This is a genomic window from Kitasatospora mediocidica KCTC 9733 (genome assembly GCF_000744225.1).
Classification (GTDB): Bacteria; Actinomycetota; Actinomycetes; order Streptomycetales; family Streptomycetaceae; genus Kitasatospora; species Kitasatospora mediocidica.
In genome coordinates this window covers 174,967-201,652 of sequence record NZ_JQLN01000004.1, presented here as the reverse complement: position 1 = coordinate 201,652, position 26,686 = coordinate 174,967, and the positions used below count along the sequence as shown (strand labels likewise).

The 26,686-nt window shown below is 70.3% G+C and carries 22 protein-coding genes and 1 tRNA gene; 12 read left to right on the top strand and 11 right to left on the bottom strand.

The window, feature by feature from the left end:
- Positions 1-17 precede the first annotated feature (17 nt).
- Both BS80_RS08795 and BS80_RS08790 read right to left on the bottom strand, forming a co-directional pair.
- On the bottom strand, positions 18-899 hold the full coding sequence (locus BS80_RS08795; protein WP_035795222.1) for a fumarylacetoacetate hydrolase family protein: 882 nt from the start codon (positions 897-899) through the stop codon (positions 18-20).
- Between the two features lie 96 nt (positions 900-995).
- Positions 996-2,210, bottom strand: a complete 1,215-nt coding sequence (locus BS80_RS08790; protein WP_035795220.1) for an acyl-CoA dehydrogenase family protein — start codon at positions 2,208-2,210, stop codon at positions 996-998.
- A 254-nt stretch (positions 2,211-2,464) separates the two neighbouring features.
- On the opposite strand from BS80_RS08790, the gene BS80_RS08785 reads away from it, so the two are divergent.
- Together BS80_RS08785 and BS80_RS08780 are read left to right on the top strand one after the other, a co-directional pair.
- The gene (locus tag BS80_RS08785; RefSeq protein WP_035795218.1) at positions 2,465-3,424 is read left to right on the top strand and encodes a sulfite exporter TauE/SafE family protein; all 960 of its coding nucleotides are present in this window, start codon (positions 2,465-2,467) and stop codon (positions 3,422-3,424) included.
- Positions 3,417-3,806 carry a DUF1634 domain-containing protein gene (locus BS80_RS08780; RefSeq protein ID WP_035795216.1) on the top strand — a complete coding sequence of 130 codons (390 nt, stop codon included), beginning with the start codon at positions 3,417-3,419 and terminating at the stop codon, positions 3,804-3,806. Before BS80_RS08785 ends, BS80_RS08780 begins: the two co-directional genes overlap by 8 nt.
- A 43-nt stretch (positions 3,807-3,849) precedes the next feature.
- Here BS80_RS08780 and BS80_RS08775 read toward each other — a convergent pair whose 3' ends face one another.
- The 5 genes from BS80_RS08775 to BS80_RS08755 all read right to left on the bottom strand — a co-directional run bounded on the left by BS80_RS08775 (position 3,850) and on the right by BS80_RS08755 (position 7,599).
- Complete coding sequence (locus tag BS80_RS08775; protein ID WP_035795214.1) at positions 3,850-5,067, bottom strand: FAD-dependent oxidoreductase; 1,218 nt, start codon at positions 5,065-5,067, stop codon at positions 3,850-3,852.
- A gap of 14 nt (positions 5,068-5,081) precedes the next feature.
- On the bottom strand, positions 5,082-5,678 hold the full coding sequence (locus BS80_RS08770) for a PadR family transcriptional regulator (RefSeq protein WP_035795212.1): 597 nt from the start codon (positions 5,676-5,678) through the stop codon (positions 5,082-5,084).
- Between the two features lie 145 nt (positions 5,679-5,823).
- Entirely contained in the window at positions 5,824-6,546 is a 723-nt protein-coding gene (locus tag BS80_RS08765) for a ribonuclease H family protein (protein ID WP_035795209.1), read from the bottom strand.
- Positions 6,547-6,648: 102 nt separating this feature from the next.
- Positions 6,649-6,740 (bottom strand) — tRNA-Gly (locus BS80_RS08760).
- Positions 6,741-6,906: 166 nt separating this feature from the next.
- On the bottom strand, positions 6,907-7,599 hold the full coding sequence (locus BS80_RS08755) for an SDR family oxidoreductase (RefSeq protein WP_035795206.1): 693 nt from the start codon (positions 7,597-7,599) through the stop codon (positions 6,907-6,909).
- Between the two features lie 349 nt (positions 7,600-7,948).
- Here BS80_RS08755 and BS80_RS08750 point away from each other — a divergent pair, with 349 nt between their 5' ends.
- The gene (locus BS80_RS08750; protein ID WP_157536080.1) at positions 7,949-9,676 is read left to right on the top strand and encodes a WD40 repeat domain-containing protein; all 1,728 of its coding nucleotides are present in this window, start codon (positions 7,949-7,951) and stop codon (positions 9,674-9,676) included.
- 213 nt (positions 9,677-9,889) lie between these two features.
- The gene (locus tag BS80_RS08745) at positions 9,890-12,253 is read left to right on the top strand and encodes a chitobiase/beta-hexosaminidase C-terminal domain-containing protein (protein ID WP_035795202.1); all 2,364 of its coding nucleotides are present in this window, start codon (positions 9,890-9,892) and stop codon (positions 12,251-12,253) included.
- A gap of 63 nt (positions 12,254-12,316) precedes the next feature.
- Here the strand turns inward: BS80_RS08745 and BS80_RS08740 are convergent, their stop codons facing one another.
- Positions 12,317-13,384, bottom strand: coding sequence for a LacI family DNA-binding transcriptional regulator (locus BS80_RS08740; RefSeq protein WP_035795199.1), 1,068 nt, complete (start codon positions 13,382-13,384; stop codon positions 12,317-12,319).
- A 247-nt stretch (positions 13,385-13,631) separates the two neighbouring features.
- Between BS80_RS08740 and BS80_RS08735 the strand changes: the two genes are divergently transcribed.
- From BS80_RS08735 to BS80_RS08720, 4 genes are read left to right on the top strand one after another with little or no spacing between them, the layout of a single operon-like run.
- Positions 13,632-14,957, top strand: a complete 1,326-nt coding sequence (locus BS80_RS08735; RefSeq protein WP_035795196.1) for an ABC transporter substrate-binding protein — start codon at positions 13,632-13,634, stop codon at positions 14,955-14,957.
- A 60-nt stretch (positions 14,958-15,017) separates the two neighbouring features.
- A complete protein-coding gene (locus tag BS80_RS08730; protein ID WP_035795193.1) occupies positions 15,018-15,968 on the top strand; it encodes a carbohydrate ABC transporter permease in 951 nt (316 codons plus the stop codon).
- Positions 15,969-15,981: 13 nt separating this feature from the next.
- Positions 15,982-16,827, top strand: coding sequence for a carbohydrate ABC transporter permease (locus BS80_RS08725; protein ID WP_035795190.1), 846 nt, complete (start codon positions 15,982-15,984; stop codon positions 16,825-16,827).
- A 58-nt stretch (positions 16,828-16,885) separates the two neighbouring features.
- Positions 16,886-18,361, top strand: coding sequence for a glycoside hydrolase family 1 protein (locus BS80_RS08720; RefSeq protein ID WP_035795187.1), 1,476 nt, complete (start codon positions 16,886-16,888; stop codon positions 18,359-18,361).
- A gap of 205 nt (positions 18,362-18,566) precedes the next feature.
- On the opposite strand, the gene BS80_RS42565 is transcribed toward BS80_RS08720, so the two are convergent.
- The gene (locus tag BS80_RS42565) at positions 18,567-19,031 is read right to left on the bottom strand and encodes a class F sortase (RefSeq protein WP_232246416.1); all 465 of its coding nucleotides are present in this window, start codon (positions 19,029-19,031) and stop codon (positions 18,567-18,569) included.
- A 756-nt stretch (positions 19,032-19,787) separates the two neighbouring features.
- On the opposite strand from BS80_RS42565, the gene BS80_RS08710 reads away from it, so the two are divergent.
- The 3 genes from BS80_RS08710 (at position 19,788) to BS80_RS08700 (ending at position 22,775) form a co-directional block, all read left to right on the top strand.
- Complete coding sequence (locus BS80_RS08710; protein WP_232246415.1) at positions 19,788-20,867, top strand: ice-binding family protein; 1,080 nt, start codon at positions 19,788-19,790, stop codon at positions 20,865-20,867.
- Positions 20,868-20,986: 119 nt separating this feature from the next.
- Complete coding sequence (locus BS80_RS08705; protein ID WP_232246414.1) at positions 20,987-21,721, top strand: DUF5819 family protein; 735 nt, start codon at positions 20,987-20,989, stop codon at positions 21,719-21,721.
- On the top strand, positions 21,711-22,775 hold the full coding sequence (locus BS80_RS08700) for an HTTM domain-containing protein (protein ID WP_035795182.1): 1,065 nt from the start codon (positions 21,711-21,713) through the stop codon (positions 22,773-22,775). Before BS80_RS08705 ends, BS80_RS08700 begins: the two co-directional genes overlap by 11 nt.
- 122 nt (positions 22,776-22,897) lie before the next feature.
- On the opposite strand, the gene BS80_RS08695 is transcribed toward BS80_RS08700, so the two are convergent.
- Positions 22,898-24,106, bottom strand: a complete 1,209-nt coding sequence (locus BS80_RS08695; protein ID WP_035795179.1) for a PP2C family protein-serine/threonine phosphatase — start codon at positions 24,104-24,106, stop codon at positions 22,898-22,900.
- A 1,078-nt stretch (positions 24,107-25,184) separates the two neighbouring features.
- On the opposite strand from BS80_RS08695, the gene BS80_RS08690 reads away from it, so the two are divergent.
- Positions 25,185-25,472 carry a DUF4873 domain-containing protein gene (locus BS80_RS08690; protein WP_157536077.1) on the top strand — a complete coding sequence of 96 codons (288 nt, stop codon included), beginning with the start codon at positions 25,185-25,187 and terminating at the stop codon, positions 25,470-25,472.
- A 378-nt stretch (positions 25,473-25,850) separates the two neighbouring features.
- On the opposite strand, the gene BS80_RS08685 is transcribed toward BS80_RS08690, so the two are convergent.
- Positions 25,851-26,660, bottom strand: coding sequence for an exodeoxyribonuclease III (locus BS80_RS08685; protein WP_035795173.1), 810 nt, complete (start codon positions 26,658-26,660; stop codon positions 25,851-25,853).
- Positions 26,661-26,686: the final 26 nt, after the last annotated feature.

Sequence of the window (26,686 nt, the reverse complement as noted above, 5' to 3'; positions counted from 1 at the left end):
GGGCCCGCGAGGGGCCGCTAAGACGGGGGCGCCCCGACGATCCGGCTGGACAGGGTGCCAAGGCCCTCGACCGAGCACTCGACCAGGTCGCCCGGGGCCAGGTAGCGCGGCGGTTCGGCGGCGAAGCCAGTGCCGGACGGGGTGCCGGTCAGGATGACGTCGCCGGGTTCCAGGGGCACGATCCGCGAGATCTCGGCGATGGTGCGGGCGATGCCGAACACCATCCGGTCGGTCCGGGACTCCTGCCGCGTCTCGCCGTTGACGCTGAGCGTGATGACCAGGTCGTGCGGGTCGGGAACCTCGTCGGCGGTGGTGATCCACGGGCCCAGCGGGCAGCTCGCCGGCAGGCTCTTCGACAGGTAGTACTGCTTGTGCCTGGTCTGCAGGTCCCGCGCGGTGATGTCGTTGGCCACGCAGTAGCCGAAGACATGGCCGAGCGCGTCGGCCTCCTCGGTCCGCCAGGCGCGTCGGCCGATCACCACCGCGAGCTCGACCTCCCAGTCGAACTCCTGCGACAGCGAGAAGTCGACGGCCACCGGGCCGATCGGCCCGGTCACACAGCCGCGGTCCTTGGTGAACACCACCGGGTGCCGGGGCGCCCGGTACTCCCGCCCGGCCTTGCGGTAGGCCTCCTCGCCGTGGTCGGCGTAGTTGAGGCCCAGCGCGAAGAGGTTGCGCTCGGGGCGCGGCAGGGGGGCCAGCAACTCGACCCCGTCGCGGGGCACCCGGCGTCCGCCGGCCGCGTCCCGGGCCAGCGACTCCCAGGCCGTGGGGCCGGCCTGGATGAGGTCGAGCATGCCGCCCGCACGCTCGCCCTGCGGGACGACCAGGTGCTCGCCGTCCGCGCCGACGAGCGCGACCCGTTCGGCACCGCCCTCGCGGATGGTCGCGAGACGCATCGTTCCTCCGTTTCGTATCGGTGCTCGGTCAGTGATCGGCGTTCGGCGAGTCGTCGCCGCTCAGCCTGTCGTCGCGGCTCGGTGGGTCGTCGCCGCTCAGTCGAGCAGGCGGTCCAGCTGCGCCGCCACCGTGCCGCGCAGCACCTCGGAGGCGCCGCCCGCCATGGTCAGCATCCGGGCGTCCCGCATCAGTCTGATGATCGGCAGCTTGTCCGAGAGTCCGTTGGCCCCGCACACCTGCGCGCTCGCGTTGGTGATCCGCAGCGCGAGTTCACCCACCACGTACTTGGCCATGGCGCTCGGCGCGCCCGTCTCGTCGCCGCCGGCCCACTCGGCGGCCGCCCACGCGGTCATCGCCTCGGCGGCCTTCAGCTCGCTGACCAGCGGCGCCAGCGTCGTCTGCATGTTGACGTAGGCGGGCGAGCCGGCCGGCAGGCGTCGGCCCGCGTAGTCGAACGCGGTGCGCAGCGCGCTCTTGGAGAGGCCGATGCAGATCGCCGCCTGGCCCAGCCGCTTGCCGTTGTAGTGCCGCATGATGCGCCGCAGCGAACCGCGGTCGAATCCGAGCACCACCCGCGCGTCGGGCACGAAGACGTCGTTGTACCGGACGTGGTACTCGCCCAGTCCGCGCAGGCCCAACTTCTCCTTGCGGTCGTCGATTTCCACCGTTCCGTCGCCCGGACCGAGCAGGGTGCGGTCGACCGTGAACAGGCCCACCTCGCGCGCGTCCGGGGCGGGTTTGGCGACCACGAAATGCAGTTGGCGGCGCGCGGCGCCGGTGATCCAGTCCTTTTCCCCGCTGATCCGAAAGCCGCCCGGTACCCTGGTCGCCACGGTCTGGAAGCGGCTGACCTGGGAGCCGGTCTGCGGTTCGCTCATCGCGAATGCGGCCTGCACGGCGCCGGATCCGATCCGGTCGAGACAGGCGTCGCGCAGCGCGTCGTCCGCGTACTCCCGGAGCATTCCGATCTGCCCGAGGTTCTGGTCCATCACCGCCTTGGCCACGGGGGGCGAGACGCGCGCCAGCTCCTCCAGCACCCGCAGCAGGAAACGCACCCGCTCGGTCCCACCGTGCGGCTGATCCCGCTGGTAGAGAAGGGAGTTGGCGAAGAGCCCGGCGCCGGCCAGCTCGCCGAACAGCTTGTCGCCGATCTCGTCGTCGCGGTCGATCGTGGCGGCCAGCGGCGCGAGGCGCTCGCCGGCGAAGAGTCGCACCGTCGCCAGGAAGGCCTCGGCGCGGGCCCGGTCCCCGTCCGCGTCGGCCGCCTGATCGGCAGCGGCGGGAAGGTGCTGGATCGTTAACGAAGTCATGGAGTGCCCTTCTCCTTGAGGGAGTCTGCGGGATCACTTCGCACCGGTCGTACGTACACACCGTGGTGCAAGTGCCTCGACGATGCCACTCGCTCTTCTTGTTCGTGTTACAACGAAGTTAACTGTCCGTCAGGTTGGCGGTGGGGTACGTCACACCGGGAGATTTACCTGGCGAGGTGTCAATTGCCGTTCGTGCGAGTAAGGATGATCCCAGCACCACACTGTCGACGCGTGCCGGAAAAGGGGCTGCCCTCGTGACGCTGACTTTCTTCACCCTCGCGATGCTGCTGTTCATCGGCGTGGTGGCGGGCGCGGTGGGCGCGTTGTCCGGAATCGGCGGGGGCGCGATTGTGGTGCCCGCGCTGGTGCTGGGGTACGGGGTGTCGTTCCGCTCGGCGGTGGCCGTCTCGCTGGCCGCCGTCATCGCCAACTCCGCGATGGGTTCGGCGACCTACCTGCGCCAGGGGCTGACCCACAAGCGGCTGGCCTTCAGCCTGGAGATCGCCACGACGATCGGCGGTATCGGCGGCAGCCTGCTGACGGCCCTCATTCCGCGCGCGGCGCTGGAGGGTGTGTTCGGCGCGGCCCAATTCCTGTCCGCCGAACTCACCCGGCGGCGACGGCGGTTGCAGAACAGACCGGTCCCGTCCGCGCCCGCGCCGCAGCGCGTCCCGGCCGGCGGGTCACCCCTCGATGCGCCATCCCTTGACGCGCCACACCTCGACGCGGCGCCCCCCGACGCACTCGCCTCGTACGGCCTGCGCGCCTGCGAGGGCGGCAGTGCGCTGGACGGCCTGGTCGCCGACGAGACCGACGGTACGACCCTCGCCTACCGGGCCCGCCGCCCGCTGGTGGGATCCGGCGCCTCGCTGGTGGCGGGCCTGCTCTCCGGCATGCTGGGGATCGGCGGCGGCTTCCTCAAGGTCCCGGCGATGACGCTCGGCATGGGCGTGCCGGTCCGCGTGGCCACCGCCACCAGCCAGTTCATGATCGGCATCACGGCGGTGGCCAGCTTCGTCGTCTACTACGCGAGCGGCGTGGTGCAGCCGCTGCTGGTGGCACCCATCGTGCTCGGCATCACGGCCGGTTCGCTGTTCGGCTCCCGGCTGGCCGGCCGGGTCTCGGTCGCCGTGATCGAGGCGGTCTACAGCACCGTGGTGCTCGCCTCCGGCCTCTCCTTCGTCCTCGCCGCCTTCGGAGTGATCCATGTCTGAGCTGCCCGGACCGGCACTCCTCGAGTGCCCGCCCGCCCGTCCCGGATCCGCGCCGATCGCCCGCGAGCGGCGCGTCAACACGATCACCGCCAGGGTGCTCACCGGTACCTGCGTCGTCGCGCTGGCACTGATCCTGGCCGGGCTGGTCACCGCCCTGGCCACCGGTGACCGTACGGCGCACAACGCCTCCCTCGGCGGCTTCGCCGCGCACGGCGGGACCGGCGAACTCCTGCTCGGCCTGGGCCTGGTGGCACTGGCGGCCGCTCCCGCCCTGGGCATCCTGGCCACCGTGGCCTGCTGGCTGCGCGACGGTGACCGGCGCTACGCCCTGACCGCCGCCCTGGTGGTCGCCCTCCTGGTCGGCGGCGCCTTTCTCGGCTGAACCCCGGCCTCGGAGCTGCTCCTAGGCCATGCCGTTCCGCCCGTCAGGCGGCCGGGTGTCGCTCCCATTCGATCCGGTAGCGGTGCACCGGGCCGAACATCTTCTCCGGCTTGAGGAAGGTCCGCACCGCGATCGGGGCCACCGCTCTCATCAGCATCCGGGCCGCCGGGCCCGCGCTCTTCTCGTTGTTGTTCCGCTCCGCCTGCGCGATGATCTTCTCCACCCGCCCGCGCCGCAGCGACTCGTAGGTGCTGAACGCGCTCGCCGGGTCCGGCAGGTCGCGCAGGCAGCGGGCCAGCTCGACGGCGCTCTCCACCGCCAGCGAGGCGCCCTGGCCGGAGCTGGGCGAGGGCGCGTGGGCGGCGTCCCCCACCAGCACCAGGCGGCCGCGGTGCCAGTGCGTCACCTTGGGCATGATGTGCAGCGAACCGACGTTGACCAGCTGCGCCGGGTCCGCCTGCCGCAGGATCTCGGCGGCCGGCCGGTCGCCCGCGTGCTGTTCGCGCAGCAGGTCCAGCCACTGCGCCCCGGACGTCTCACGGGCCTGTGCGGCCGTCAGCTCCCGGGCCCGCGTGATGTTGCTGAACCAGGTGGTTCCGCCGCCGGGCAGCGCCCACCAGCCGAAGAAGGCCCGCCGCCCGTTGGCGAAGTGCATCGCGTCGTACTGTGCCCCGTCCGGGGTGTGGGCACTGTGGCCGCCGAGTCCGACCAGTCCGGTGTTGCGCGCCCCGGGCGCCGCCGGGTCGATCAGCGTGCGCACTGCGGAGCGGATCCCGTCGGCGCCGATCAGGACGTCACCCTGCGCGCTGGTGCCGTCCGCGAAGTGCGCGGTGACGCCGTCCGGGTGCTCCTCGACGTCGACCAGCCGCTTGCCGTACGCGACCGCGACGCCCTCCTCGCGCAGCCGCCGCTCCAGCACGGCGTACAGGTCGGCGCGCCACATCGCCAGGCCCGGCGGGAGCCCGGGCACGCCGCCGAACCGCGCGATCCGCTTGCCGTTCGGCCCGTCGATCAGCATCTGCTGGATCGGCTGGCCGATCTCGCGGACCTGCTCGTCCACCCCGAGCAGCCGCAGCGCGGCCAGCCCGTTGGGCGCGATCATGAACGCGCCGCCGACCCCCTCTGCCGTGGTCGGGTAGGCCTCGAAGACGCTCGCCTCGATACCGGCCTTGCGCAGGGCCAGTGCCGTCGCCGGGCCGGCGATGCCGCCCCCGATGACGAGTGCCGTCCTGGTTCCCCGTATTCCCGTTGCTGCTGACATGTTCTGACTCTCCGTCAATTCGGACCAGCGAAGAACTCCTGCCACAGCCGGAGGTAGTCCGGCCGGTCGAGCGACTCGATGAGCGTGGTGACGAAGCGTTGCTCGGCCTGGAGGACGCCGAGCCGGTACTCCTCCTCGATCAGGAAGATCCACGGCACGTTCTGTTCGGCGCCGAGCCGCAGTTGCTCCCCGGCGTCCGTCGCCAGTTCGCCCAGCGCCGTCAGCCGCCGGTTCAGCAGTTCCACCGCGTCGGCCGGCGTCAGGACGGCCAGCAGCGACAGCGCCACCCCGAACTTCGGGTGCTCCGGCTGCGGTTCGGCGACCAGCTCGCGCATCCAGTCGTCGAGCTCGCGCCGCCCCTCGGCGGTGAGCGCGTACACCGTGCGCTCGGGCCGCTGGGTGTCGCGCACGGTCTCCTGTTCGACGACGAACCCGGCCTTCCGCAGCTGCTCCACCACCATGTAGAGCGAACTGCGCGTGTACTTGACGGTCCGGTCCTTGCCGTGTTCCTTGAGCCGGCGGCCCATCTCGTAGGGATGCATCGGTTCCGCCACCAGCTCCGCCATGACGGTCAGGGCCAACAGGTTCGCCACCGCGCGTCGCTTAGCCACGACGTGCCTCGCTCTCTCGTAGTCAGGATCGACTATCCAGCGTGAACTAGTCGATGTCAACTATATGAATAGGCATGCCTCTGCCCGGATGTCCCGTGGACGACGCCAGGGCGCCCGCACCGACGAGGGTGCGGGCGCCGGATGATCAGGCCTGGGAAGCCGCGCACTGGGGGTGTCCCCAGCTGCTGCCGACCTTGGTGATCTGGTCGCCCTTGGCGTACGGGCGCGAGCAGGGGCAGGTGCCGGGGAACCGGGCGGCCAGGGTCCGCGAGCCGCCTGCGGAGCTCTTCCGCGCCGACGTGCCGGTCGTACCGGTCGAGGCGGATGAGGCGGACGACGAGCCGGCCGGGCGGCGACTGCGCGCGGCGGTGGCCGGGGCCGGGTCCGGCACCGGAAGGTCGGCCGCGGTGCCGCCGGCGTCCTGCTGGGTCCGGGCGGCGTCACTGGCGGCCTTGTCGGCGATCGCGTTCAGCGGGTCGCCGTTCACCTGGTGGGCGGCGACGTACACGAAGGTGACGTCCCGGCCCTCCAACAGTGCGTCGATGCGCTGGATCAGCTCGCGGTTCGCCACCGGCTTGCCGGCGGCGGTCTTCCAGCCATTGCGCTTCCAGGCCGCCAGCCACTTCGTCACCGCGTCGCGGGTGTAGGTGCTGTCGAGCCGCACCTCCAGCGCCGCGCCCGGGTCCGTCGCGGTGAGCAGCTGCTCCAGTGCCGTCAGCTCGCCGACGTTGTTCGTGTTGTGCCCGAGCGCCCCGGCCCGCCAGCGCTGCGGCGTCCCGTCACCGTCCGCGATCACGTAGGCCCAGGCCGCCGGGCCCGGATTTCCCTTGGCAGCTCCGTCACAGGCTGCGATGACTCGTTCGACCATGCATCGATCATGCCAGGCCCCGAGGCGCCCCCGAACCCCGCCGATCACCGCGGAGCACCACCTGATCGCTGCCGATCGCCGACCATCGCTGGCCATCATCGCTGGCGGAGAAGGCAGGATTCGAACCTGCGTGGGCTTGCACCCGACCGGGGCGGCAGCCCCGGCCCCCGATCAACCGCTCCGGGCACCTCTCCTCGGGACCGACCCGCCGCGTTCGCCGCGGTTCGTCCGTCCCTGTGCCACCGACTATGGCCCACCGTGCTGACCCGGCGCTGACGGTCCGCTGACCCGCCCGCGTTCTACGGGTCCGATGGGCACGAACGACGACCGTCCGGCTCCGCTCCGATCGCCGTACCCGCGTCAGCCGAGCTGCCCCGTCGGTCGCATGGTGATCTGGTTGATGTCCACGCCCGCAGGCTGGTTGAGCGCGAAGGCGATCGCGGCGGCGATCTGCTCGGGCGTCATCGCGTCCGCAGGGGTGCCGCCGCGCTCGGCCCAGAACGCGGTGTCCACCACTCCGGGGGCGACGACGGTCACGCCGACGCCGTCCTTGCCGACCAGCATCCGGGTGTTCTCGGCCAGCGCGTGCGCAGCCCACTTGGTGACCGAGTACAGGTTGCCGGGCGTGTTGCGCACCCCGGCGACGGACCCGATGAACACGATCCGGCCCTTGGACGCCCGCAACTGCGGCAGGGTCTCGCGCACCAGCAGGGCCGGGCCCAGAACGTTGGTGAGGACCATGGCGCGCATGTCCTCGGGGGCGTGGCTCTCCAGGTTGCCGGGCAGCGAGAAACCGGCGTTGGCAATGACGTTGTCCAGTCGGCCCCACGCCTGAACCACGCGGCTCACGGCGTCGGCGACGTCCTGCGCCTCGGCGGCGTCGCCAGCGATCGTCAGCAGCCGCTCACCCGCTCCGGCCGAAGCGGCGAAGGCGGCCAGCTTGCCCGCGTCACGTCCGGTGACCGCCACACGGTGGCCCTGCTCAAGGAGGGTGCGGGCGGTGGCGGCACCGATTCCGGTCGATCCACCGGTGATCAGTGTGACGGGCTCCATGCAACGGCCTCCTCGGCTACGTGGTGATCATTGCCCCAAGACGCCTGCACTATACGTGGGGTGAGCTACCGCCAGGAGTGTCACGCCGTACCGACTCCGCCCGGGCCCGCTCGACCGGACTGTCCCGTCATCGATCATCGCCGATGAACGGGCTGCGGGCCGGAGACCGGGGCATGTCATGGGGCCTCTGCCCAAGGTCGGTCCCGGGGGCGCCCGTAGTCCTCGGGGTGTACGCCGGCTCCGTCCTTCGGCAGGGATGGCAGGCAGGGCGAGGCCTCAGCGCCCTGCCGTAACCGTGGCTCGGTGTCGGTGTGCTCGGGTGGTTGGCGCAGCTGGATACGGTCGGATCATGTCTGATGATCTGCGTGACGGTGGTGCTGGTGTGGATTCGGCTGAGGCGGATGGCTGGTTGACGGATCCGGGGTTCCTGGTGCACGGGGATCCGGGGCGGGTGGAAGCACTGCTGGACGGGGCGTCGGGGCCGGCGGCGCGGTTGCTGGCGGCGGTGTACCGGGCTTCGGCGCAGCTGCACCGGAACGCCGAGGCCGGGGTGCGGCGGCAGGTGCTGGCGCTGGACGCGGCGCGTTTCGGGGACCGAGAGCTGTCGGCGCGGATCACCGCAGTGCCGGTGGAGGACGAACCCGCCGCACGGTGGGGTGTCGAGTGGGCCACCGGCTCTCGGCTCGACCGGTCCCGGCGTCGTATCGCGACCGGCCACACGGAACCGTTGCTTGCGGTGGCGACGGTGGTGGTCGACGGCCGCCCGGTGGGGGTCACCGGCAGTACTGACCGGACGGCGGGCCTGTGGGACCTGACCACCGGACAACGGATCGGCCGGCCCCTCACCGGCCACACCGGCGAGGTGTGTGCGCTGGCGACGGCGGTGGTCGGGGGCCGTCCCGTCGTGGTCACCGGCAGCAGCGACCACACCGCACGGGTCTGGGACCTGACCACGTACGAGCAGGTCGGCGAGCCGCTCACCGGCCACACCGGCGCGGTGTGTGCGGTGGCGACGACGGTGCTCGACGGTCGTCCCGTCGTGGTCACCGGCAGCGGCGACGACACGGCCCGACTCTGGGACCTGACCACTGGTCAGCAGATCGGTGAGCGCCTCACCGGCCACACCAGCGCGGTGTACACGGTGGCGACGGCGGTGCTCGACGGCCGCCCCGTCGCGGTCACCGGCAGCCACGACGAGACCGTACGGGTGTGGGACCTGACCACGCGCCGGCAGATCGGCGAGCCGCTCACCGGCCACGAGGGCGGGGTACGGGCGGTGGCGACGGCGGTGCTCGACGGTCGTCCCGTCGCGGTCACCGGCAGCCACGACGGGACCGTACGGGTGTGGGACCTGACCACGCGCCGGCAGATCGGGGAGCCGCTCACCGGCCACTACGGCTGGGTGCTGGCGGTGGTCACGACGATGATCGACGGCCGCCCCCGCATCGTGAGCGGAGGCGAGGACTGGGAGCTGCGGGTGTGGGATCCGGCCACCGGCGAGCAGGTCGGCGAGCCGGTGACCGGCCACAGCGACAAGGTGCGGGCGGTGGCGACGGCGGTGCTCGACGGCCGCCCCCACGTGATCGCCGCCAGCCAGGACGGGATGCTACGGGTGTGGGACCTCAGCGCCGGGCAGCAGGTGGGTGAGCCGCTGAGCGGCCACGACGGCGAGGTGTGTGCGGTGGCGACGGCGCTGGTCGACGGCCGTCCACTCGCTGTCACCGGTGGCGACGACGGGGCGGTACGGGTGTGGGACCTCGACACCGGCGAGCCTGTCGGTGAGCCTCTCGCCGGCCACGCCGAAGGGGTAGCGGCGGTGGCGCCGGTGGTGGTGGGCGGCCACACCGTGATCGTCAGTGGCAGCGAGGATCAGACGGTGCGGGTATGGGACCTGATCACCAGTCAGCAGATCGGGCCACCGTTGGTCTTCCCGTTGCCGGTAGGGGCGGTTGGCGTGGCGCCGGGTGGTCGGCTGCTGGTGGGCTTCGGCGGGGAGGTCGCGGTGCTGTGCGGTAACTCATCGTCAGGCCCTGAAGTGGCATCCGGCGGTGGCCCAGTGGCTACGTTCAAAGGGTGAACTCTGCGCTACCTCTTGACGGTGGTTCAGACCACTAACAGACTCCCCCTCGAACGCGCTCACCCTGATCGGCCCGTGCAGGACGTCCCTTGTGACCTGACTCGAAGGCCCTCCCCACGGCGGCCGGGAGTCCCGTTCTGAAGTGACGTCAGCACTTCCACGGTGCCGATCTGGCGTTCACTTCACGAACACAGACGAGAGGACCCCCACCACATGCATCACGCTGTCCTTCCGAGCCGCCGGCCGTCGAATCCGGGGCGGGGTCAAGGCACCGTAGCCCTGCTCGCTGTTCTCGCCCTGGTACTCGCCGGGCTGTTCGGCCTCACGTCCACGTCCGGGACCGCCGCTGCGGCGTCCAGCGACTACACCCAGAGCGTCACCCCGGTCAGCGCCTCGCAGGCGCAGATCACGTTCACGCCGACGACGCCGGCCCTCTACGTCGACGTCCACTACCTGATCAACGGCACGGGCCAGCAGAACTTCCGGATGACGAACAACGCCGGTAGCTGGACCCAGACCGTCAGCTCGCTCACCACCGGCACCCTTCTCGAGTACTGGTTCACCTACGAGAAGAACGGCCCGCAGTACGACACCCCGCACTTCACCTACACGCAGGGTGGGGGAGGCGGCTCGAACCCGGTCGCCACGCCGACGTTCAGCCCAGCCGGCGGTTCCTTCACGAGCGCGCAGTCGGTCACCATCACCGATGCGACGCCGGGTTCGACCATCCGCTACACCGTCGACGGATCCGCTCCCACCGCTTCGTCGGCCCTCTACACCGGGCCGATCACGGTCGCCGCCACGACGACCGTCCAGGCCGTCGGATTCGCCTCCGGCCTGACGAACTCGGCGACGGCGGCTGCCACCTTCACCATCGGCGGCTCGCAGACCGGATGCCCGACCCAGTCCGACACCCCGAACTTCGGGCCGAATGTGCACATCTTCGACCCCAGCATGTCCAGCGCCGGCATCCAGTCCCAGCTCGACGCCCAGTTCGCCCAGATGAAGGACACCACCACCGCGCAGTTCTCCGAGAACCGCGTGGCCGACCTGTTCAAGCCCGGCGTGTACAGCGTGGAGGACAACGTCGGCTTCTACACCTCGGTCGCGGGCCTGGGGCAGAACCCGGACGACGTGACCATCAACGGCCACGTCACGGTCGATGCGTTCAACGCGTCGGACGCGGGCAACGCGACGCAGAACTTCTGGCGTTCGGCGGAGAACCTGGCCATCAACCCGGCCGGTGGCAACCGCTGGGCGGTGGCGCAGGCGGCGCCGTTCCGTCGCATCGACGTCCACGGTGACCTCCAGCTCTACCCGGCCAGCTACGGCTGGGCGAGCGGCGGCTATGTCGCCGACACCCAGGTGACGGGCCAGGCGTCCTCCTCCTCGCAGCAGCAGTGGTACACGCGGGACAGCAGCCTGGGTAGCTGGAACGGCGGCGTCTGGAACATGGTGTTCTCCGGCACCACCGGCGCACCGGCGAACAGCTTCCCGAACCCCCCGGAGACCACGCTGGCCACCACCCCCGTCTCGCGCGACGTGCCCTACCTCTACGTCGACGCCACCGGCGCGTACCGGGTGTTCCTGCCCTCGCTGCGCACCAACGCCTCGGGCCCCAGCTGGGCGGGCGGCAGCACCCCGGGCAGTTCGCTGGCGATGAACCAGTTCTACGTCGTCAAGGCCGGCGACACCGCCTCGACCATCAACGCGGCGCTCGCGCAGGGCTGCAACCTGTTCGTCACCCCGGGCGTCTACCACCTCAACCAGACGCTCAACGTCACCAGGGCCGACACGGTCGTCCTGGGCATCGGCTACCCGACGTTCGTGCCGGACAACGGAGTCGACGCGATGCACGTGGCCGACGTCAACGGCGTTCGGCTGAAGGGCCTGCTGTTCGACGCCGGCACCACCAACTCGTCCGCGCTGCTGACCGTCGGGTCCGCCGGATCGGGCGCGAGCCACGCGGCCGACCCGACGACGATCCAGGACGTGTTCTTCCGGATCGGTGGCGAGATCGCGGGCAGGGCGACCGCGAGCCTGGTCGTCAACAGCAACGACGCGATCATCGACGACATCTGGGCCTGGCGCGCCGACCACGGCAACGCGGGCACGGTCGGCTGGGGTGTCAACACGGCTGACAACGGCCTGATCGTCAACGGCGACAACGTCAAGGCAACGGGCCTGTTCGTCGAGCACTACCAGAAGTACCAGGTCACCTGGAACGGCCAGAACGGCAAGACGATCTTCTTCCAGAACGAGATGCCGTACGACGTGCCGAACCAGGCCGCCTGGATGAGCCCGACCGGGGTCAACGGCTACGCCGCCTACAAGGTGGGCGCCAACGTCACCTCGCACGAGGCGTGGGGTCTGGGCAGCTACTGCTACTTCAACGTCGATCCGTCGGTGAGCAGTTACCACGCCTTCGAGGTCCCGGCCACCCCGGGCGTGAAGTTCCACGACACGCTCACCGTCTCCCTGGGGGGCAAGGGCACGATCTCCCGTGTCATCAACGACACGGGAGCGATCACGCCCACCGGCAGCACCGTCCCCAGCAACGTGGTCTCCTTCCCCTGAGCGATGTGACGGTCCGTCAGGCGTAGCCCCCACCACTCGTGGTGGGGGCTACGGGGGTCTGCCTCAGGCCGACTCGCGCACCACCAGCTCGGTGGCCAGCACGACTTGCCGGCGGGCACGTCCGGGCTCGGCGATCTCCTCCAACAGCAGCCGGACCATGGTCCGCCCCATCTCCTGGATCGGCTGGCGCACGCTGGTCATCGCGGGGTCGGTGTGCCGGGCCACGATCGAGTCGTCGAAGCCGATGAGGGCGACGTCCTGCGGCACCCTGCGCCCGGCCGCGCGCAGGCTCTGCAGGGCGCCGGCGGCCATCACGTCGGAGGCGCAGAAGACCGCGTCCACCTCGGGGACCCGTTCGAGCAGCGCGCGCATCGCCGCCCGCCCGCCCTGCTCGGTGAAGTCGGCCTGTTCCACGAGTTCGTCGCGGTACTCCCGGCCGGCCTCCTCCAGGGCGGCCCGGTAGCCACCGAGCCGGGCCTGGGCGACCTCCATGTCCAGCGGCCCGGTGACGGTGGCGATCCGCTCGCAGCCACGCCGCAGCAGGTGGCGCACGGCCATCCTGGCGCCGCCCGCGTTGTCGGCGGCGACGTAGCTGAGCGGTTCCTGGTCGCCGCGCCGGCCGGCCAGCACCGAGGGGATCCGCAGGTCCTCCAGCACGGTGGGCAGCGGGTCGTCGCGGTGCACGGCGACCAGCAGCACCCCGTCCACGCGCTGCGCCTTCAGGTAGGCCGACAGGCGCTCGCGGTCGCGCTGGTTGCGGACCAGGACGAGCAGCAACTGCAGGTCGGAGTCAGCCAGTTCGGCGGAGACGCCGCTGATGATGTCGGAGAAGTACGGTTCCGAGAAGAGCCTGGCCTCGGCCTCCGGGACCACCAGGGCGATGGCGTCGGTGCGCGAGGTGACGAGGGTGCGGGCGGCCCGGTTGGGCACGTAGCCGAGCTCGGCGACCGCCCGCTCGACGGCGGCCCTGGCCCGCTCGCTGACCCGGGGCGAGCCGTTGATCACCCGCGAGACCGTGCCCCGGCCGACGCCCGCGAGCGCGGCCACCTCCTCCAGCGTCGGACGGCCGGCCCCGCGCCGCTCTTCGCGGCCGGTGGGCGGCCCGAGGGGGCGCGGTGCGGTGGGGGTCATTCACTCACCTCGTACGGAGTCGCAAAGGTCGGGGGCCGGGCGGTGGCCATTCTGACAGGTGCGGGCGGGCTCAGGACTCGCTGCGGTTACGTCTCGGACTTCCTCTTGACACGCGACCCCGGAAGGCAGGAACCTTCCGGCAGGTCGGTGGGAGCGCTCCCATTGCCCACACCGTACACCGCGCCCCGGCGCGAGCACCCCGCGATGTTCGAAGCCTCCGGAACAGCCACCCGTCAAGGAGCTCGCCTTGCACCTGTCCGCCACTTCCCACTCCCGCAGAACCGCAGCCCTCGCCACCACCGGACTCCTCGTCACCGCCCTGGTGCTCACGGGCTGCTCCAGCAGCAGCGGGGGCAGCGCCGGAGCCGGCTCCACCGGCGGGTCCCGGATCACCCTGACCGTCGGCGACTTCGGCACCTTCGGCTACAAGGAGGCCGGACTGTTCGCCGCCTACTCGGCCTTGCACCCGAACATCACCATCAAGGAGGACACCACCACCGCCGAGGCCGACTACTGGACCGCACTGCAGACCCACCTCGCGGCCGGCGGCGGCCTCGACGACGTCCAGGCCCTGGAGGTCGGCCGGATCGCCCTGGCCACCTCCGACGCGCTCAACGGCTCGTTCGAGGACCTCGCCAAGGCACCCGGCGTCAACAAGGACGACTACCTGGCGTGGAAGTGGCAGCAGGCCACCACCGCGGACGGCCGGACCATCGGTCTGGGCACCGACGTGGGCCCGATGGCGATCTGCTACCGCCAGGACCTCTTCCAGGCCGCCGGCCTGCCCTCCGACCCCGCGCAGGTCGCCGCACTGTGGGCCGGGGACTGGTCCAAGTACGTCCAGGTCGGCCAGGAGTTCCAGGCCAAGGCGCCCAAGGGCACCTACTTCATGGACTCCGCCACCGGCCTGTTCAACGCGGTGGTCTCCAGTAGCGCCCAGCAGTACTACAAGGGCGGCACGCTGGACTACAAGAACTCGCCCAGCGTGAAGTCCGCCTGGGACCTGGCGATGCAGGCCGACGCGGCCGGCACCTCGCAGGGCCTGAAGGAGTTCGACACGCCCTGGCAGACCGCGTTCTCACAGTCCACCTTCGCCACCACCGTCTGCCCGTCCTGGCAGCAGGCCAACATCCAGAAGTACTCGGGTCCCGCCAACAGCGGCAAGTGGAACATCGCCCAGGCGCCGGCCGTCGGCAACTGGGGCGGCTCCTTCCTGGCCGTGCCCAGCACCGGCAAGCACAAGGCCGAGGCCGAGGCGCTGGTCGCGTGGCTGACCGCACCGGAGCAGCAGGCCAAGGTCTTCCAGGCGGTCGGCAACATCCCGTCCAACCAGAAGGCGTACAGCCTGCCCGGACTGGTCGACTTCAAGAACCCCTACATCGGACCGAACGCGGCCACCGGCCAGCTCTTCTCCACGGCCGCCGGCACGATCAAGGCCGCCGAGACCGGCCCGCACGCCGGTGATCTGCAGAACGACTTCAGCAACGGCATCCTGCTGGTCGAGCAGAACCACAAGAGCGCGAGCGACGCCTGGGCCGCCACCGTCCAGCAGATCGACAGCAGCATCCAGTAGCCCGCCGGGGCCGGCGCACTGCGCGCCGGCCCCCGCCGAACCCACGGAAGGAAACCAACCGTGGCCGTCTCCACCGGCCCCCAGCGTCGCCAGACCTGGCGGACCCGCCTGTACCGCTGGGACAGCAAGGGCGCCCCCTATGCCTTCGTAGCGCCGTTCTTCGTCGTCTTCGCCGCCTTCGGACTCTTCCCGCTGCTCTACACCGGCTGGCTCTCGCTGCACCAGGTGAGCCTCTACAACGTCAGCCGCTCACGCTGGGTCGGACTGCAGAACTACACCGACCTGCTCTCCGGGCCACCCAGCCGCTTCTTCTGGAACGCGCTGCGCAACACCGTCACCCTCGGCGCGCTGTCCACCGTCCCGCAGCTGCTCCTCGCGCTCGGTCTGGCCCACCTGCTCAACTACCGCCTGCGCGGACGCTCGTTCCTGCGGATCGCCCTGCTCGCCCCTTACGCGACCTCGGTGGCCGCGGCCACGCTGGTCTTCGCGCTGATCTTCAGCCCGGAGGGCGGTATGGCCAACTGGCTGCTCGGCCTGGTCGGTGTCGGCCCGGTGCACTGGGAAGCCGGGCACTGGACCTCGCAGTTCGCCATCGCGCTGATCGTCACCTGGCGCTGGACCGGCTACAACGCGCTGATCTACCTGGCCGCGATGCAGGCCGTGCCGGGCGACCTGTACGAGGCCGCCGCCATCGACGGAGCCAACCGCTGGCGCCAGTTCTGGCACGTCACGGTCCCCGCGCTGCGCCCGACGATCCTGTTCACCGTGGTGATCTCCACCATCGGTGCCACCCAACTCTTCGGTGAACCCTTCCTGTTCGGCGGTCAGAGCGGCCACCAGGGCGGTGCCGCCAACCAGTACGAGACGCTCGGCGTGCTGATGTACGACCAGGGCTTCCGCGACAGCATGCTCGGCCGGGCGTCCGCCATCGCCTGGACCATGTTCGCGCTGCTCCTGCTGCTCGGCCTGGTCAACGCTCTGATAGCCCGTCGGCTGCGCCGTGCGCAGTAAGGAGAGGAGAACCATGTCCCGAGCCGGCCGCCAGCACCACGCGGGCCCGCTGACGTACCTCGTGTTGATCATGGTCGCCCTGGCCTCGCTCTTCCCGCTGTACTGGACGCTGGTGGCCGCCTCCACCGATGCGCACCGGGTGGTGTCGAGCCCGCCGCCGCTGCTGCCGGGCGGCAACCTGTTCCACAACCTCGCCTACGTCTGGCACAACGCCGGCGGGCGGGGCATGGGGGTGGCCCTGCTCAACTCGACCCTGGTGGCGGGCTCGGTCACCCTCAGCACGGTCGCCCTCTCGGTGCTGGCCGGATTCGCCTTCGCCAAGCTGCGGTTCGCCGGGCGCGGCGTGCTGATGGCCCTGGTGGTCGCCACGCTCGCGGTGCCCGCGCAGCTCAGCGTGGTACCGCTGTTCATCCTGATGAAGAATCTGGGGCTGGGCAACCACCTCGGGGCGTTGATCCTGCCCACCCTGGTGACCGCCTTCGGTGTGTTCTTCATGCGCCAGTACCTGGTTCAGGCGCTGCCCACCGAACTGCTCGAGGCGGCCCGGACCGACGGCGCCAACTCGCTGCGGGTGGTCTGGCATGTCGTGGTGCCGATCGCGCGTCCGGCGATGGCCGTTCTGGGCATGCTGACCTTTGTGCAGTCCTGGAACGACTTCCTCTGGCCGATCATCGCGATGAACGGCTCCACCAATCCCACCGTGCAGGTCGCGCTGGCGGGCCTGGGGACCGGCTGGTCCACCGACTGGTCGGTGATCATGGCCGGGGCCCTGATCGGCACGCTGCCGCTGCTGCTGGTCTTCGCCCTCTTCGGCCGGCACATCGTCGGCGGCATCACCCAGGGCGCCATCAAGGGGTGACCCGCCACTGCCCCTCTGCAAGCCCTCATATCGTCATCTACTTGGGAGCGCTCCATCCATGCCACTGCCACCCCGCACCACCGACCGTCCCGCCGGCGCGCGACTGACCTTTCCCACCGGATTCCTCTGGGGGGCGGCCACCGCCGCCTACCAGATCGAGGGCGCGGTGCGCGAGGACGGCCGGACGCCGTCGATCTGGGACACCTTCAGCCACACCCCGGGCCGGGTGCACGCCGGGGACACCGGTGACCAGGCCACCGATCACTACCACCGCTACCGCGAGGACGTCGCGCTGATGGGCGACCTCGGCCTGCAGGCGTACCGGTTCTCGATCTCCTGGTCGCGGGTGCAGCCCACGGGTCGAGGACCGGCGGTCGAACGCGGCCTGGACTTCTACCGGCGGCTCACCGACCAGCTGCTCGAGGCCGGCATCCAGCCCGTCGCCACCCTCTACCACTGGGACCTGCCACAGGAGTTGGAGGACCGCGGAGGCTGGCCCGAGCGGGACACCGCCGAACGCTTCGGCGAGTACGCGGCCCTGGCGGCCGAGGCACTGCGCGACCGGGTGGCCGTCTGGACCACGTTGAACGAGCCTTGGTGCTCGGCCTTCCTCGGCTACGGCTCCGGCGTGCACGCGCCCGGCCGCACCGACCCGCGCGCCGCGCTGCGCGCCGCGCACCACCTCAACCTCGGCCACGGACGGGCGGTGGCCGCCCTGCGGTCCACGTTGCCCGCCGGTTCCCAGGTGGCGGTCAGCCTCAACCTGCACCAGGTGCGGGCCCTCACCCAGGCTCCGGCCGACCTGGACGCCGCCCGACGCATCGACGCGGTCGGCAACCGGATCTTCACCGGCCCGATCCTGCAGGGCGGCTACCCCGCAGACCTGCGCACGGACACCGAACACCTGGTGGACTGGGACGCCCTGGTGCACCCCGGCGACGAGCAGGCCATCGGGGCGCCGCTCGACCTGCTCGGCATCAACTACTACACGCCCACCCTGGTTTCGGCGCCCCCCGCCGACGCCGTAGCCCCGACCCCCGCCAAGGCCGCCGAGCACGACGCGCACGGTGCCAGCGAGCACTCGCCGTGGCCGGGATCGGAGTCCGTCCTGTTCCACCAGCCGCCCGGCGACCGCACCGCCATGGGCTGGTCGATCGACTCCTCGGGGCTGTTCGACCTGGTCACCGGGGTGGCCCGGGCCAACCCCGGCCTGGGGCTGCTGATCACCGAGAACGGCGCCGCCTTCGAGGACGTCCTGACCGCCGACGGCGAAGTCCACGATCCCGAACGGATCGCGTACCTGCACACCCACCTGGCAGCCGTCCACCAAGCCATCGCCGCGGGCGCGGACGTGCGCGGCTACTTCCTCTGGTCCCTGCTCGACAACTTCGAGTGGGCCTACGGCTACGCCAAGCGCTTCGGCGCCGTTTACGTCGACTACCCGACCCAGCGTCGCATCCCCAAGGCCAGTGCCCACTGGTACGCGGCGACGGCCCGCGCCAACACGATCGAGCCAGTCCCGAACCCGTCCTGAGTCCGAGCCTCACCCCGTGACGCCCCCATGACGCCCGTTGCACGGCCGGGCTGCCGATCGACCGTGGCAGCCCGGCTTTCCGCGCGTGATCAGCCCCTGAGGTCGTAGGCCGCGGTCACGGGAGCGTGGTCGCTCCACCCCGGGTGTCGGATGCGGTGGTGGACCTGCGCGGCGCTATTGCCTCATGTGCAGCGCATACGGCTGTTCATGCCTGCTTGGTGCGCGTCAGGTGGGCGTACGCGACCACGTTGTCCAGGTAGCCGGTCTTCTTGGAGAAGCGGCCGCCGCAGGTGATCAGTCGAAGCTCCGATCGGCTGGTCGCCCCGTAGACCTTGTCGTCCGGGTAGTGGTCCTTGGGGTAGACCTCGACGGCGTCGATGGTGAAGACGGCGCTGGTGCGGTCCTTACGATCGATCTCGACCTCGGCGCCCGGGTGCAGGCGGCCCAGGCTGTAGAAGACGGAGAGCCCGTGCTTGTTGTCGACGTGGCCCGCCATCACGGCGTTGCCGTTCTGACCCGGTGTCACGCCGCCCTGGTACCAGCCGACGACGTTGTTGTCGTCCGGCGGGGGTGGTTGGAGGTGCCCGGCGGCGTCCAGTGTGATGGGGATGACCCGTGCCTCGACCCGGATGGCGCGGATGCGGATCCGGGTCGGTGGTGAAGCGCTCATGCCGGGGGCCGCGGACTTCGTGTCGGGTGGAGCGCCGTGGCCACCGCTCCCGCCCGATGCCTGGGCGGCTGTCGGTTGGGGCGGGAGATCCGTCCGGCGGCCGTCCTGGAGGAGCCATACGCCGATGACCAGGACCAGGACGGCGACGATGACGGCTGGCCGAGGCCTTCTGAGCCCGTGCACTGCCGCCTCCTTTGCTGGACTCTGGCCGAGTTCGCCGTGGGGTCCGAAGAGTGCCGCTGACAGTACGGGGTCGGGGCCGCGGCGGACTCGGGCTGACAGCGCGGGTCGCTGTCGAGATTCGTCCATCGTGTCATCGGACCGGCACTCCCTCTGCCAGCCGTCGCCGGACTGAATGAGTGATTGTGTGTATCGGGGTGCGAATTCCGGTGTCGGGTGTCGCCGGGATCATCTGACCGGGTGTCATGATCGTGTGGGGCGAGGCCTGGCAGTCCTGCGTGAATCACCCGGATGCGTGGCGCGGCCCGGCGAAGGCAGGGCCGAGGCACTCCTATCGTATTTGTATACGAACTCTCTTCAAGAGGGCTGGGTTGGGACAGATGCTGCTGCTCCATCTCCTTGAGTAGCCCCGGGGATGAGAGCTCGAACTCTTCGATCGATTGCACTCCCTTCCGTCGGACCCTCTTGAAGGAGCTTGACGCCTCAATGAACTCGAACACCCTGGCTGTGCCTCACCTGCGCGGATTTGCCGCCCGGGTTTCCACGGCCTTAACCCTGGCCCTCACGGCTGCGGGGATGGCGGTGCTGCCGACTCCCGCCCACGCGATCGGGGTCGCCGTACCCCTCGGAACCGCTGCCAGCTTCGCCGTCCTGGCCGGCCAGTCCGTCACGAATACCGGGCCCAGCACCATCACCGGCGATGTCGGGGTGAGTCCGGGGACCTCGGTGACCGGCTTTCCTCCGGGCACCGTGAGCGGCGTCATCCACGCGGCTGACGCCGTTGCCCTGCAGGCGCAGACCGATCTGACCGTCGCGTACAACAACGCTGCCGGCCAGGCCTCCGACGCCAGCGTCTCGGGCGACCTCGGCGGCCGGACGCTGAATCCGGGCGTCTACACCGCCTCCTCGTCCATCGGGCTCACCGGCAGCCTCACGCTCGACGCCCACGGGGACCCCAACGCGGTCTGGATCTTCCAGGTCGGGTCGACGCTGACAACGGCCTCCGCGAGCCGGGTGCTCCTGGTCAACGGCGCCGCGCCGTGCAACGTGTTCTGGAAGATCGGCAGCTCCGCCACGATCGGGACCAACTCCACCTTCGTGGGCAACATCCTGGCGCTGACGTCGATCTCCGCCACCACCGGGGCGACCATCGACGGCCGCGCGCTCGCGCGGAACGGGTCGGTCACCCTGGACACCAACACCATCACGCGGGAGACCTGCTCGACGGGCGGGACGACCTCCGGCACCACGTCCGGCACCACCGCTGGGACCACGGCCGGTACGTCGGGTGGCACCACTGGCGGTACGACGGGCGGCAGCACCGCGGGGACCACGGGCGGGACGACCGGCGGTACGACGTCCGGCACCACTGCGGGGACCACGGCCGGTACGACGTCCGGCACCACTGCGGGGACCACGGCCGGTACGACAGGAGGGGCCACCAGTGGTACGACGGCGGGGACGACCGGCGGAGGCGCGTCGGGTGGTGGAGGCTCCGGTGGTCGTCCTCCGGTCGGCGGCGTGGGCACCGGTGTCGGCGGTGCCGCGCAGGGACCGAGTGCGACCGAGATCACGATCGGCGGCATCCTCGTCGGACTCTCGTTGACCGTTGTCGGCTTCCTCGTCGTCCGCCGACGCGCGCTGACCGGATCCTGACCGCACGGCACACCTGGACTGATGTCCCCGCGTGGGCGGTTGGCGTGGGGACATCGCGGTTCGTCACGGTGAGATAGCAGACGGGATGGCACGAGGTGCGAGCTGACCACGAGAAAACGATGACCGACATCGACCAGACCTGCGCGGAGAACGGACGTCCGCCGGTGGGCAGCCTCACCGCGCCTCAGGCCCAGAGGATGCCGGAGCAGGTGGGCGGCACGGGAGCAGCGCCTCCGGCCCTGTCGCTTCCGGCCGCGCTGACCGTGGCCTTCGCGACCGTCCTCTGCGTCCTGGCGGTCCTCGGCCATGTCTGCCTGGTGTTCCTGCACGTCGCACCGTCCAACGCGGTCTCCCAGCGGTACCAACGGCAGACCGACGCCTGGATCTACCCCTACTTCGAGCAGAACTGGCAGCTCTTCGCCCCGAACCCGGAGTCGGTGCGCCGGCAGATCTCGGCCCGGACGGCGTCGACGGCTCCCGACGGCTCGCGGCGGGTCGGCGAGTGGCTCGACCTGACAGCGATCGACGACGCCGCCGTCCTGCACTCGCCCTTCCCCAGCCACACGGCGCAGAACATGCTGCGCCGGGCGTTGTCCGCCTACCTCGACACCCAGGGAACCGGCCGGACGCCCGTGTCGGAGCGGGCGCGGCTGCTCCAGGAGTACGTGGCGAACATCGCGGCCCAACGCCTCGCCGCCGGTGCGCACTCCGCCTTCGACGCAGTCCAGTTGCGCGTCGTCAGTACACCGATCACACCCCCGGCATCGACAGTACCCGCCGCCCCGACCCCCAGTGGCGATCCCTCCGACAGCAGGTATCTCCCGTGGTGGCAGGTGAAGTCCCATGACCACTGACCGCAGGCCCGACCCGGTCACCAGGGTGCTCACCTTCCTCACCGAGCGGGCCGTCTCGCTCCACGCGGCAGCTGTGCTGCGGATCGGCTATGGGTTGCTCTATCTCGCTTTCCTGTTGCGTGAGTTCACCCACCGCGAGGAGATCTGGGGCCCGGGCTCACCGTGGACTCCCGACCTGGCGCGCGAACTCCTGGGCCAGACGGGAGAGTTCAGTCTTCTCACGCTCTCGGACAGCGGCGCCTGGTTCGAGGCCTGCTATGCGTTGGCCGTCCTGACGTCCGCACTGTTCGCGCTCGGGTGGCACACCAGGGCGGTCTCCGTGCTGTTCGCCGTCGTGGTGACCTCGTTCGACGGCCGGGCCGTCTTCATGACGGACGGCGGGGACAACCTCATCGTGCTGATGGCCCTCTACCTCACGCTTACAGCCTGCGGACGCCACTGGTCCCTCGACGCCCGTCGGGCACGGCTGCGCAGGGGTGAGACCCGCCCCGGGGCACTGTCCGGGTGGCGGCAGCAGGCCGCCCTGGTCCGCAGCCGGCTGGCCGCGCTCGTCCACAACTGCGGCATGTTCGTCATCGCGGCCCAGGTCTGCGTGCTCTACGGATCCGCCGGCCTCTACAAGGTGCAGGGCGGCCTCTGGCGCGACGGCACCGCGCTGCACTACGTCCTGCACCTCGACCTCTTCCGGCCGTGGCCCGCCCTCTCCCAACTGGCCGACGACCACAGTCTCATCCTCGCGGTCAGCGCCTACCTGACCGTGCTGGTTCAGGTGGCCTTCCCGTTCGCCCTGTTCAGCAGGCTCAAGTACGTCACCCTGGCCCTTCTGCTCAGCATGCACGCGGGGATCGCCGTCCTCCTGGGGCTGCCGGTCTTCTCCGGCGCCATGATCATCGCCGATGCCGTCTTCCTGCCGGATCATCTCCTCCTCCGCCTTGCTCGTGCCGCTCGGCTCCTGCGGCGCAGGGCCGCCACCGCCTCCAGCCCGTTCGTCCCGCTGCCCGCCCAGCCCACCTCCGGAGCACCTGACATCCGGCCCCTCCGGGACAGCCGCTGACGGGCCCGCCGTCCGAAGAACAAGCAGCGCGGCGGCGCCTCGATTCCTGAAGAAGGGCGGGCCGGTCATCGCGCTCCCGCGTGGTAGCCGGCCCGGGGCGTTTTGGTCGCTGCCGCGGGCGGCTACTGTTCCGGGGATGTACGGCTGTCCGTAGCGCCGCCGCGCCACTCGACCAGGAACAGGCTCGCGTCATCGGTCGTGGTCCCGCCTCGCTCGCGCATGAGGGCATGGGAGAGGTTTCGCACTGTCTGCCGTACGGCGCCACTGGCGGGTCCGATGCGTTCGATCGTGTCGAGCAGGCGTTCCTCGCCGAACTGCTTCCCGCCGGTCGTGTGTTCCTCGACGAGGCCGTCGGTGTAGAAGAGCACCCGGTCACCGCGCCGGAGCTGCCGGGTGCTGATCTGCGGTGTGGCACCGCCGAAGCCGACCGGCAGGGTTCCGGGGCTGTCCAAGGCCTGGATCACCTGGTGGTCGCGGATCAGCAGCGGCGCCGGGTGGCCGGCGTTGACCCATTGCAGATGGCCCGTTTCGACATTCAGGCGCATCATCTGCGCGGTGACGAAGTGGTCGGGGCCGAACTGCTCGTCGATGGCGGCATCCATGAACGCGTACAGTTCGGCAAGCCCGACACCAGCGCGCCTGGCATGCCGGTAGGCGCCCACGGCAACAGTCGCCAGTACGGCGGCGTTCAAGCCGTGACCCATCGCGTCGATCATGGCCAGATGCAGGATGTCGTCGTTGAGGGCGTAGTCCAGGCTGTCGCCGGCGACGTTGTAGGCGGGCTCCAGGATTCCGGCAACCGCGACCTGCGGGGTGCTCATCGACAGTGGCGGCAGCAGCGACCACTGGATCTCCGCAGCCACGCTCATCGGCTCGCGGCGCCGCACCTGGAAGAACCAGTCCGTGTAGCCGCTCTTGGTGACCAGGATGTCGGCGACCAGCCTGGCGAGACGTCGCAGCAACCGGCGGTCGTCGTCATCGACGCTGTCGAGAGTGACAGCCATGACCCCGACCTCGTCGCCGCCGTCCAGGAGTGGGAGGAACATCCGAACGCCGTCAGCCTGAGGATGCTCGGCCGGGGTCGCGCTGAGGAAGACCGCGCCAGCCCGAGAACCGTCGATGGACACCGGATCTCCAACGGTGAGTCCGTTGCCCGGGAGCGGCACCAGCAGGAGTTGACCGTAGTCCTGCAGGAGGATCGAGACGTCCCGGCCGCCGATCGCGCGGACCTCTTCCGCCACCAGTGGACCGATGAGCTGAGGCGGCATCTCGTGAGCCCGGTCCAGCAGATGCCCCAGTAGCCCCTCACCGAATCCTTCCGACCGGTCCACCGCAGCCTCGCTCCTTGTCCCGGGTGAATTCCGCCGTTGGCATCGCCGTCGCCGCAGTGGCCATCCTCCCCTGTCGGCGTTTGTGGCTTAGTGACCACGTAGATCCGCGAGCGCTCAGTGGGGTTCTCCCTGTCTCAGGATCGCACCGGCTCTCAACCTGCGATACCCGGGGCAGGATGGATCTTGTCGCAGCGGCGTCCGGGCCCTGGGTTGGGCTCTGGCTGTGAAATCCCCGAGGGTGGGCGAGGTGTACGGCGGGGGCTCTTGCAGCCGACCGGCAGTGATGGGCAGTCCGGCGCGACGCCTCGGCAGCGTCGGAAAGCGCCGAACGAGTGATGTGACCACGGTCGTGGAGATGAGGACGATTGAGTACGAATGCCATTAATCGTTCCGTGGTGACTCTTCGGGCAGTCGCTGCGCATGGAAATTATCGGTGCGATCATTCTTCTCGGTGAGCCCGATTGTGAGCTCTGCGGAGTATCCTGGAATATGCCGGAAGAACTGGCCGGCAGGGCGACCGCGAGGAGTAAATATGCAGATCAGTAGGGCGGGATTGCTATTCTGCGACTCGTGATCGCGAAATTCTTGCCCGGCCCTTCAGCGGGAAGACAGTAGATTCGCTACGGGGTCAGGGGTCGCAGGTTCAATCCTGGTGTTCCGATCGGCGTTTACGCTGGTCGTAGGCCGTTTCCGCAGAGATGCGGAGGCGGCCTTTTGCTGTGCGTCAGCGACCCGCCGCCTACTGTCGAATGCCCGAGCCGGGCAGGAGGACGAACGCACGCTGCTCCGTACAGCAGGTCAGCACGCGCTCGACGAGGCCGGCATGCTGCTCGGCTCCGTCGGCCAGGGAGTCCTGCACCACGCGCGCTGTCCCGTCGTCACTGTGCCGGGGCCGGTGGGCCCTGGCGATCGGACGCGAGCGGCATGAGGCTGTCGGCCGCCCAGGCGTAGAGCGGCGGCCTGAAGCCGGGGGCGTACGGGGCGGCGCCGAGCGGAGAGGGACCCTGACCGTTTCGTGCCCTCGGCCTGCCGCCTTCGCCATGTCGCAACCAGGCTCGGGCGGCGGCAGACTGCAGGCATGGGTACATCCAGCTACGAAGGGCCGGCCATGGTTCTCGCCGGGGGCCTGGAGATCAGGGTCCACGCCGAACTGACCGCCGAGACTCCCCGCCACGGTCAGACGGGCTGGCGGGGCACTCTTCAGGCCGAGGAGGCGGGCGAGGACTTCGAGTCGATGCACGAGAGCCACTCCGGAAGGCTGCGACTCTATGACGGCCGGGAAGGAGCCTTCACTGTGACCAGGGCGGTGCAGGGTTTCGGACGCACGACGCTACGAATCACCGGGAGCGGATCGATCCCCTTCTGACGGGGCGGCGTCTCCGGGCGTTGGTGATCGGCTCGCAGTCCGTGATCGCTGGAGTAGCGGTCGCGAACTTCGCGGGCCGGACGGCGCCCGGGCATGGCTAGGCCGTGTCTGACAATTCGCGTCGGATGAGCCCGCGGCGTTGGGCGCCCGGCTGGGCGTGCCGGCGGATCGTCCTCGCACTGGGTCGTCAAAAGCGGTTCGGGCGGACGTCAAACCATTGACTGAGGATCTTCGACTGGGGCGTCTGCGGAGCGGGACGGCGATCCAGTGCGTGTGAAGGTGCTCGCATCGGACCGCCGCGAATCAGCCAACTGGCTCTGCCTGCAGGCGGGTTACGTCATCCACCCCGATGGGTGGATGACGCGTTGGAGAGTCCCTTCACCCGATGTCGAAGACGGCTGTCACCGGCGCGTGGTCCGACCACCGCTCGGCGTGGGAGGCGGCTCGCTCGACGTACGCCCTGGTGCAGGAGTCCGCGAGATTCTGACTGGCCATCAGATAGTCGATCCTCCAGCCGGAGTCGTTGTCGAACGCGCGGCCGCGGTAGGACCACCAGGAGTAGGGGCCCTCCTGGTCGGGGTGGAGGCGGCGGACGGTGTCGACGTAGCCGGGGCCGGAGGTCTCGTCGAGGACCTGGGTGAGCCAGGCGCGTTCCTCGGGGAGGAAGCCGGAGGCCTTCTGGTTGGCCTTCCAGTTCTTGAGGTCGGCCTGCTGGTGGGCGATGTTCCAGTCGCCGCAGACCAGGACCTCGCGGCCGTCGGCGGCGGCGCGGGTGCGCAGGGCGGCGAGGTGGACGAGGAATTCCGCCATGAAGCGTTCCTTCTCCTCCTGGCGTTCGGTGCCGACTTCGCCGGAGGGGAGGTAGAGGCTGGCGACGGTGAGGCCGGGAAGGTCGATTTCTGCATATCTGCCCGAATTGTCGAATTCCTCCGACCCGAATCCGATCTGCGTGCGGGTCGGTTCCGCGCGCGAGAGGACGGCCACCCCGGCGCGGCCCTTGGCCGCGGCCGGCGCCCAGACCGCGTGCCAGTCCGGCAGCCGGCTCAACTCGGGTGGGAGCTGGTCGGCTTCGGCCCGGACCTCCTGGAGGCAGACCACGTCGGCCTCGGTGGCGGACAGCCACTCCACGAAGCCCTTCTTGGCGGCGGCCCGAATCCCGTTCACGTTCACAGTGGTTACGACGATCACCGGGGCAGCGTACCGGGGGTGCGGGG

Bases quoted from the DNA above. Each gene is read 5' to 3' on its own strand.
- BS80_RS08795 (WP_035795222.1), bottom strand. From the start codon at position 899: ATGCGTCTCGCGACCATCCGCGAGGGCGGTGCCGAACGGGTCGCGCTC.
- BS80_RS08790 (WP_035795220.1), bottom strand. From the start codon at position 2,210: ATGACTTCGTTAACGATCCAGCACCTTCCCGCCGCTGCCGATCAGGCG.
- BS80_RS08780 (WP_035795216.1), top strand. From the start codon at position 3,417: ATGTCTGAGCTGCCCGGACCGGCACTCCTCGAGTGCCCGCCCGCCCGT.
- BS80_RS08775 (WP_035795214.1), bottom strand. From the start codon at position 5,067: ATGTCAGCAGCAACGGGAATACGGGGAACCAGGACGGCACTCGTCATC.
- BS80_RS08765 (WP_035795209.1), bottom strand. From the start codon at position 6,546: ATGGTCGAACGAGTCATCGCAGCCTGTGACGGAGCTGCCAAGGGAAAT.
- BS80_RS08755 (WP_035795206.1), bottom strand. From the start codon at position 7,599: ATGGAGCCCGTCACACTGATCACCGGTGGATCGACCGGAATCGGTGCC.
- BS80_RS08750 (WP_157536080.1), top strand. From the start codon at position 7,949: ATGTCTGATGATCTGCGTGACGGTGGTGCTGGTGTGGATTCGGCTGAG.
- BS80_RS08745 (WP_035795202.1), top strand. From the start codon at position 9,890: ATGCATCACGCTGTCCTTCCGAGCCGCCGGCCGTCGAATCCGGGGCGG.
- BS80_RS08740 (WP_035795199.1), bottom strand. From the start codon at position 13,384: ATGACCCCCACCGCACCGCGCCCCCTCGGGCCGCCCACCGGCCGCGAA.
- BS80_RS08725 (WP_035795190.1), top strand. From the start codon at position 15,982: ATGTCCCGAGCCGGCCGCCAGCACCACGCGGGCCCGCTGACGTACCTC.
- BS80_RS08720 (WP_035795187.1), top strand. From the start codon at position 16,886: ATGCCACTGCCACCCCGCACCACCGACCGTCCCGCCGGCGCGCGACTG.
- BS80_RS42565 (WP_232246416.1), bottom strand. From the start codon at position 19,031: ATGAGCGCTTCACCACCGACCCGGATCCGCATCCGCGCCATCCGGGTC.
- BS80_RS08710 (WP_232246415.1), top strand. From the start codon at position 19,788: ATGGCGGTGCTGCCGACTCCCGCCCACGCGATCGGGGTCGCCGTACCC.
- BS80_RS08705 (WP_232246414.1), top strand. From the start codon at position 20,987: ATGACCGACATCGACCAGACCTGCGCGGAGAACGGACGTCCGCCGGTG.
- BS80_RS08700 (WP_035795182.1), top strand. From the start codon at position 21,711: ATGACCACTGACCGCAGGCCCGACCCGGTCACCAGGGTGCTCACCTTC.
- BS80_RS08690 (WP_157536077.1), top strand. From the start codon at position 25,185: ATGGGTACATCCAGCTACGAAGGGCCGGCCATGGTTCTCGCCGGGGGC.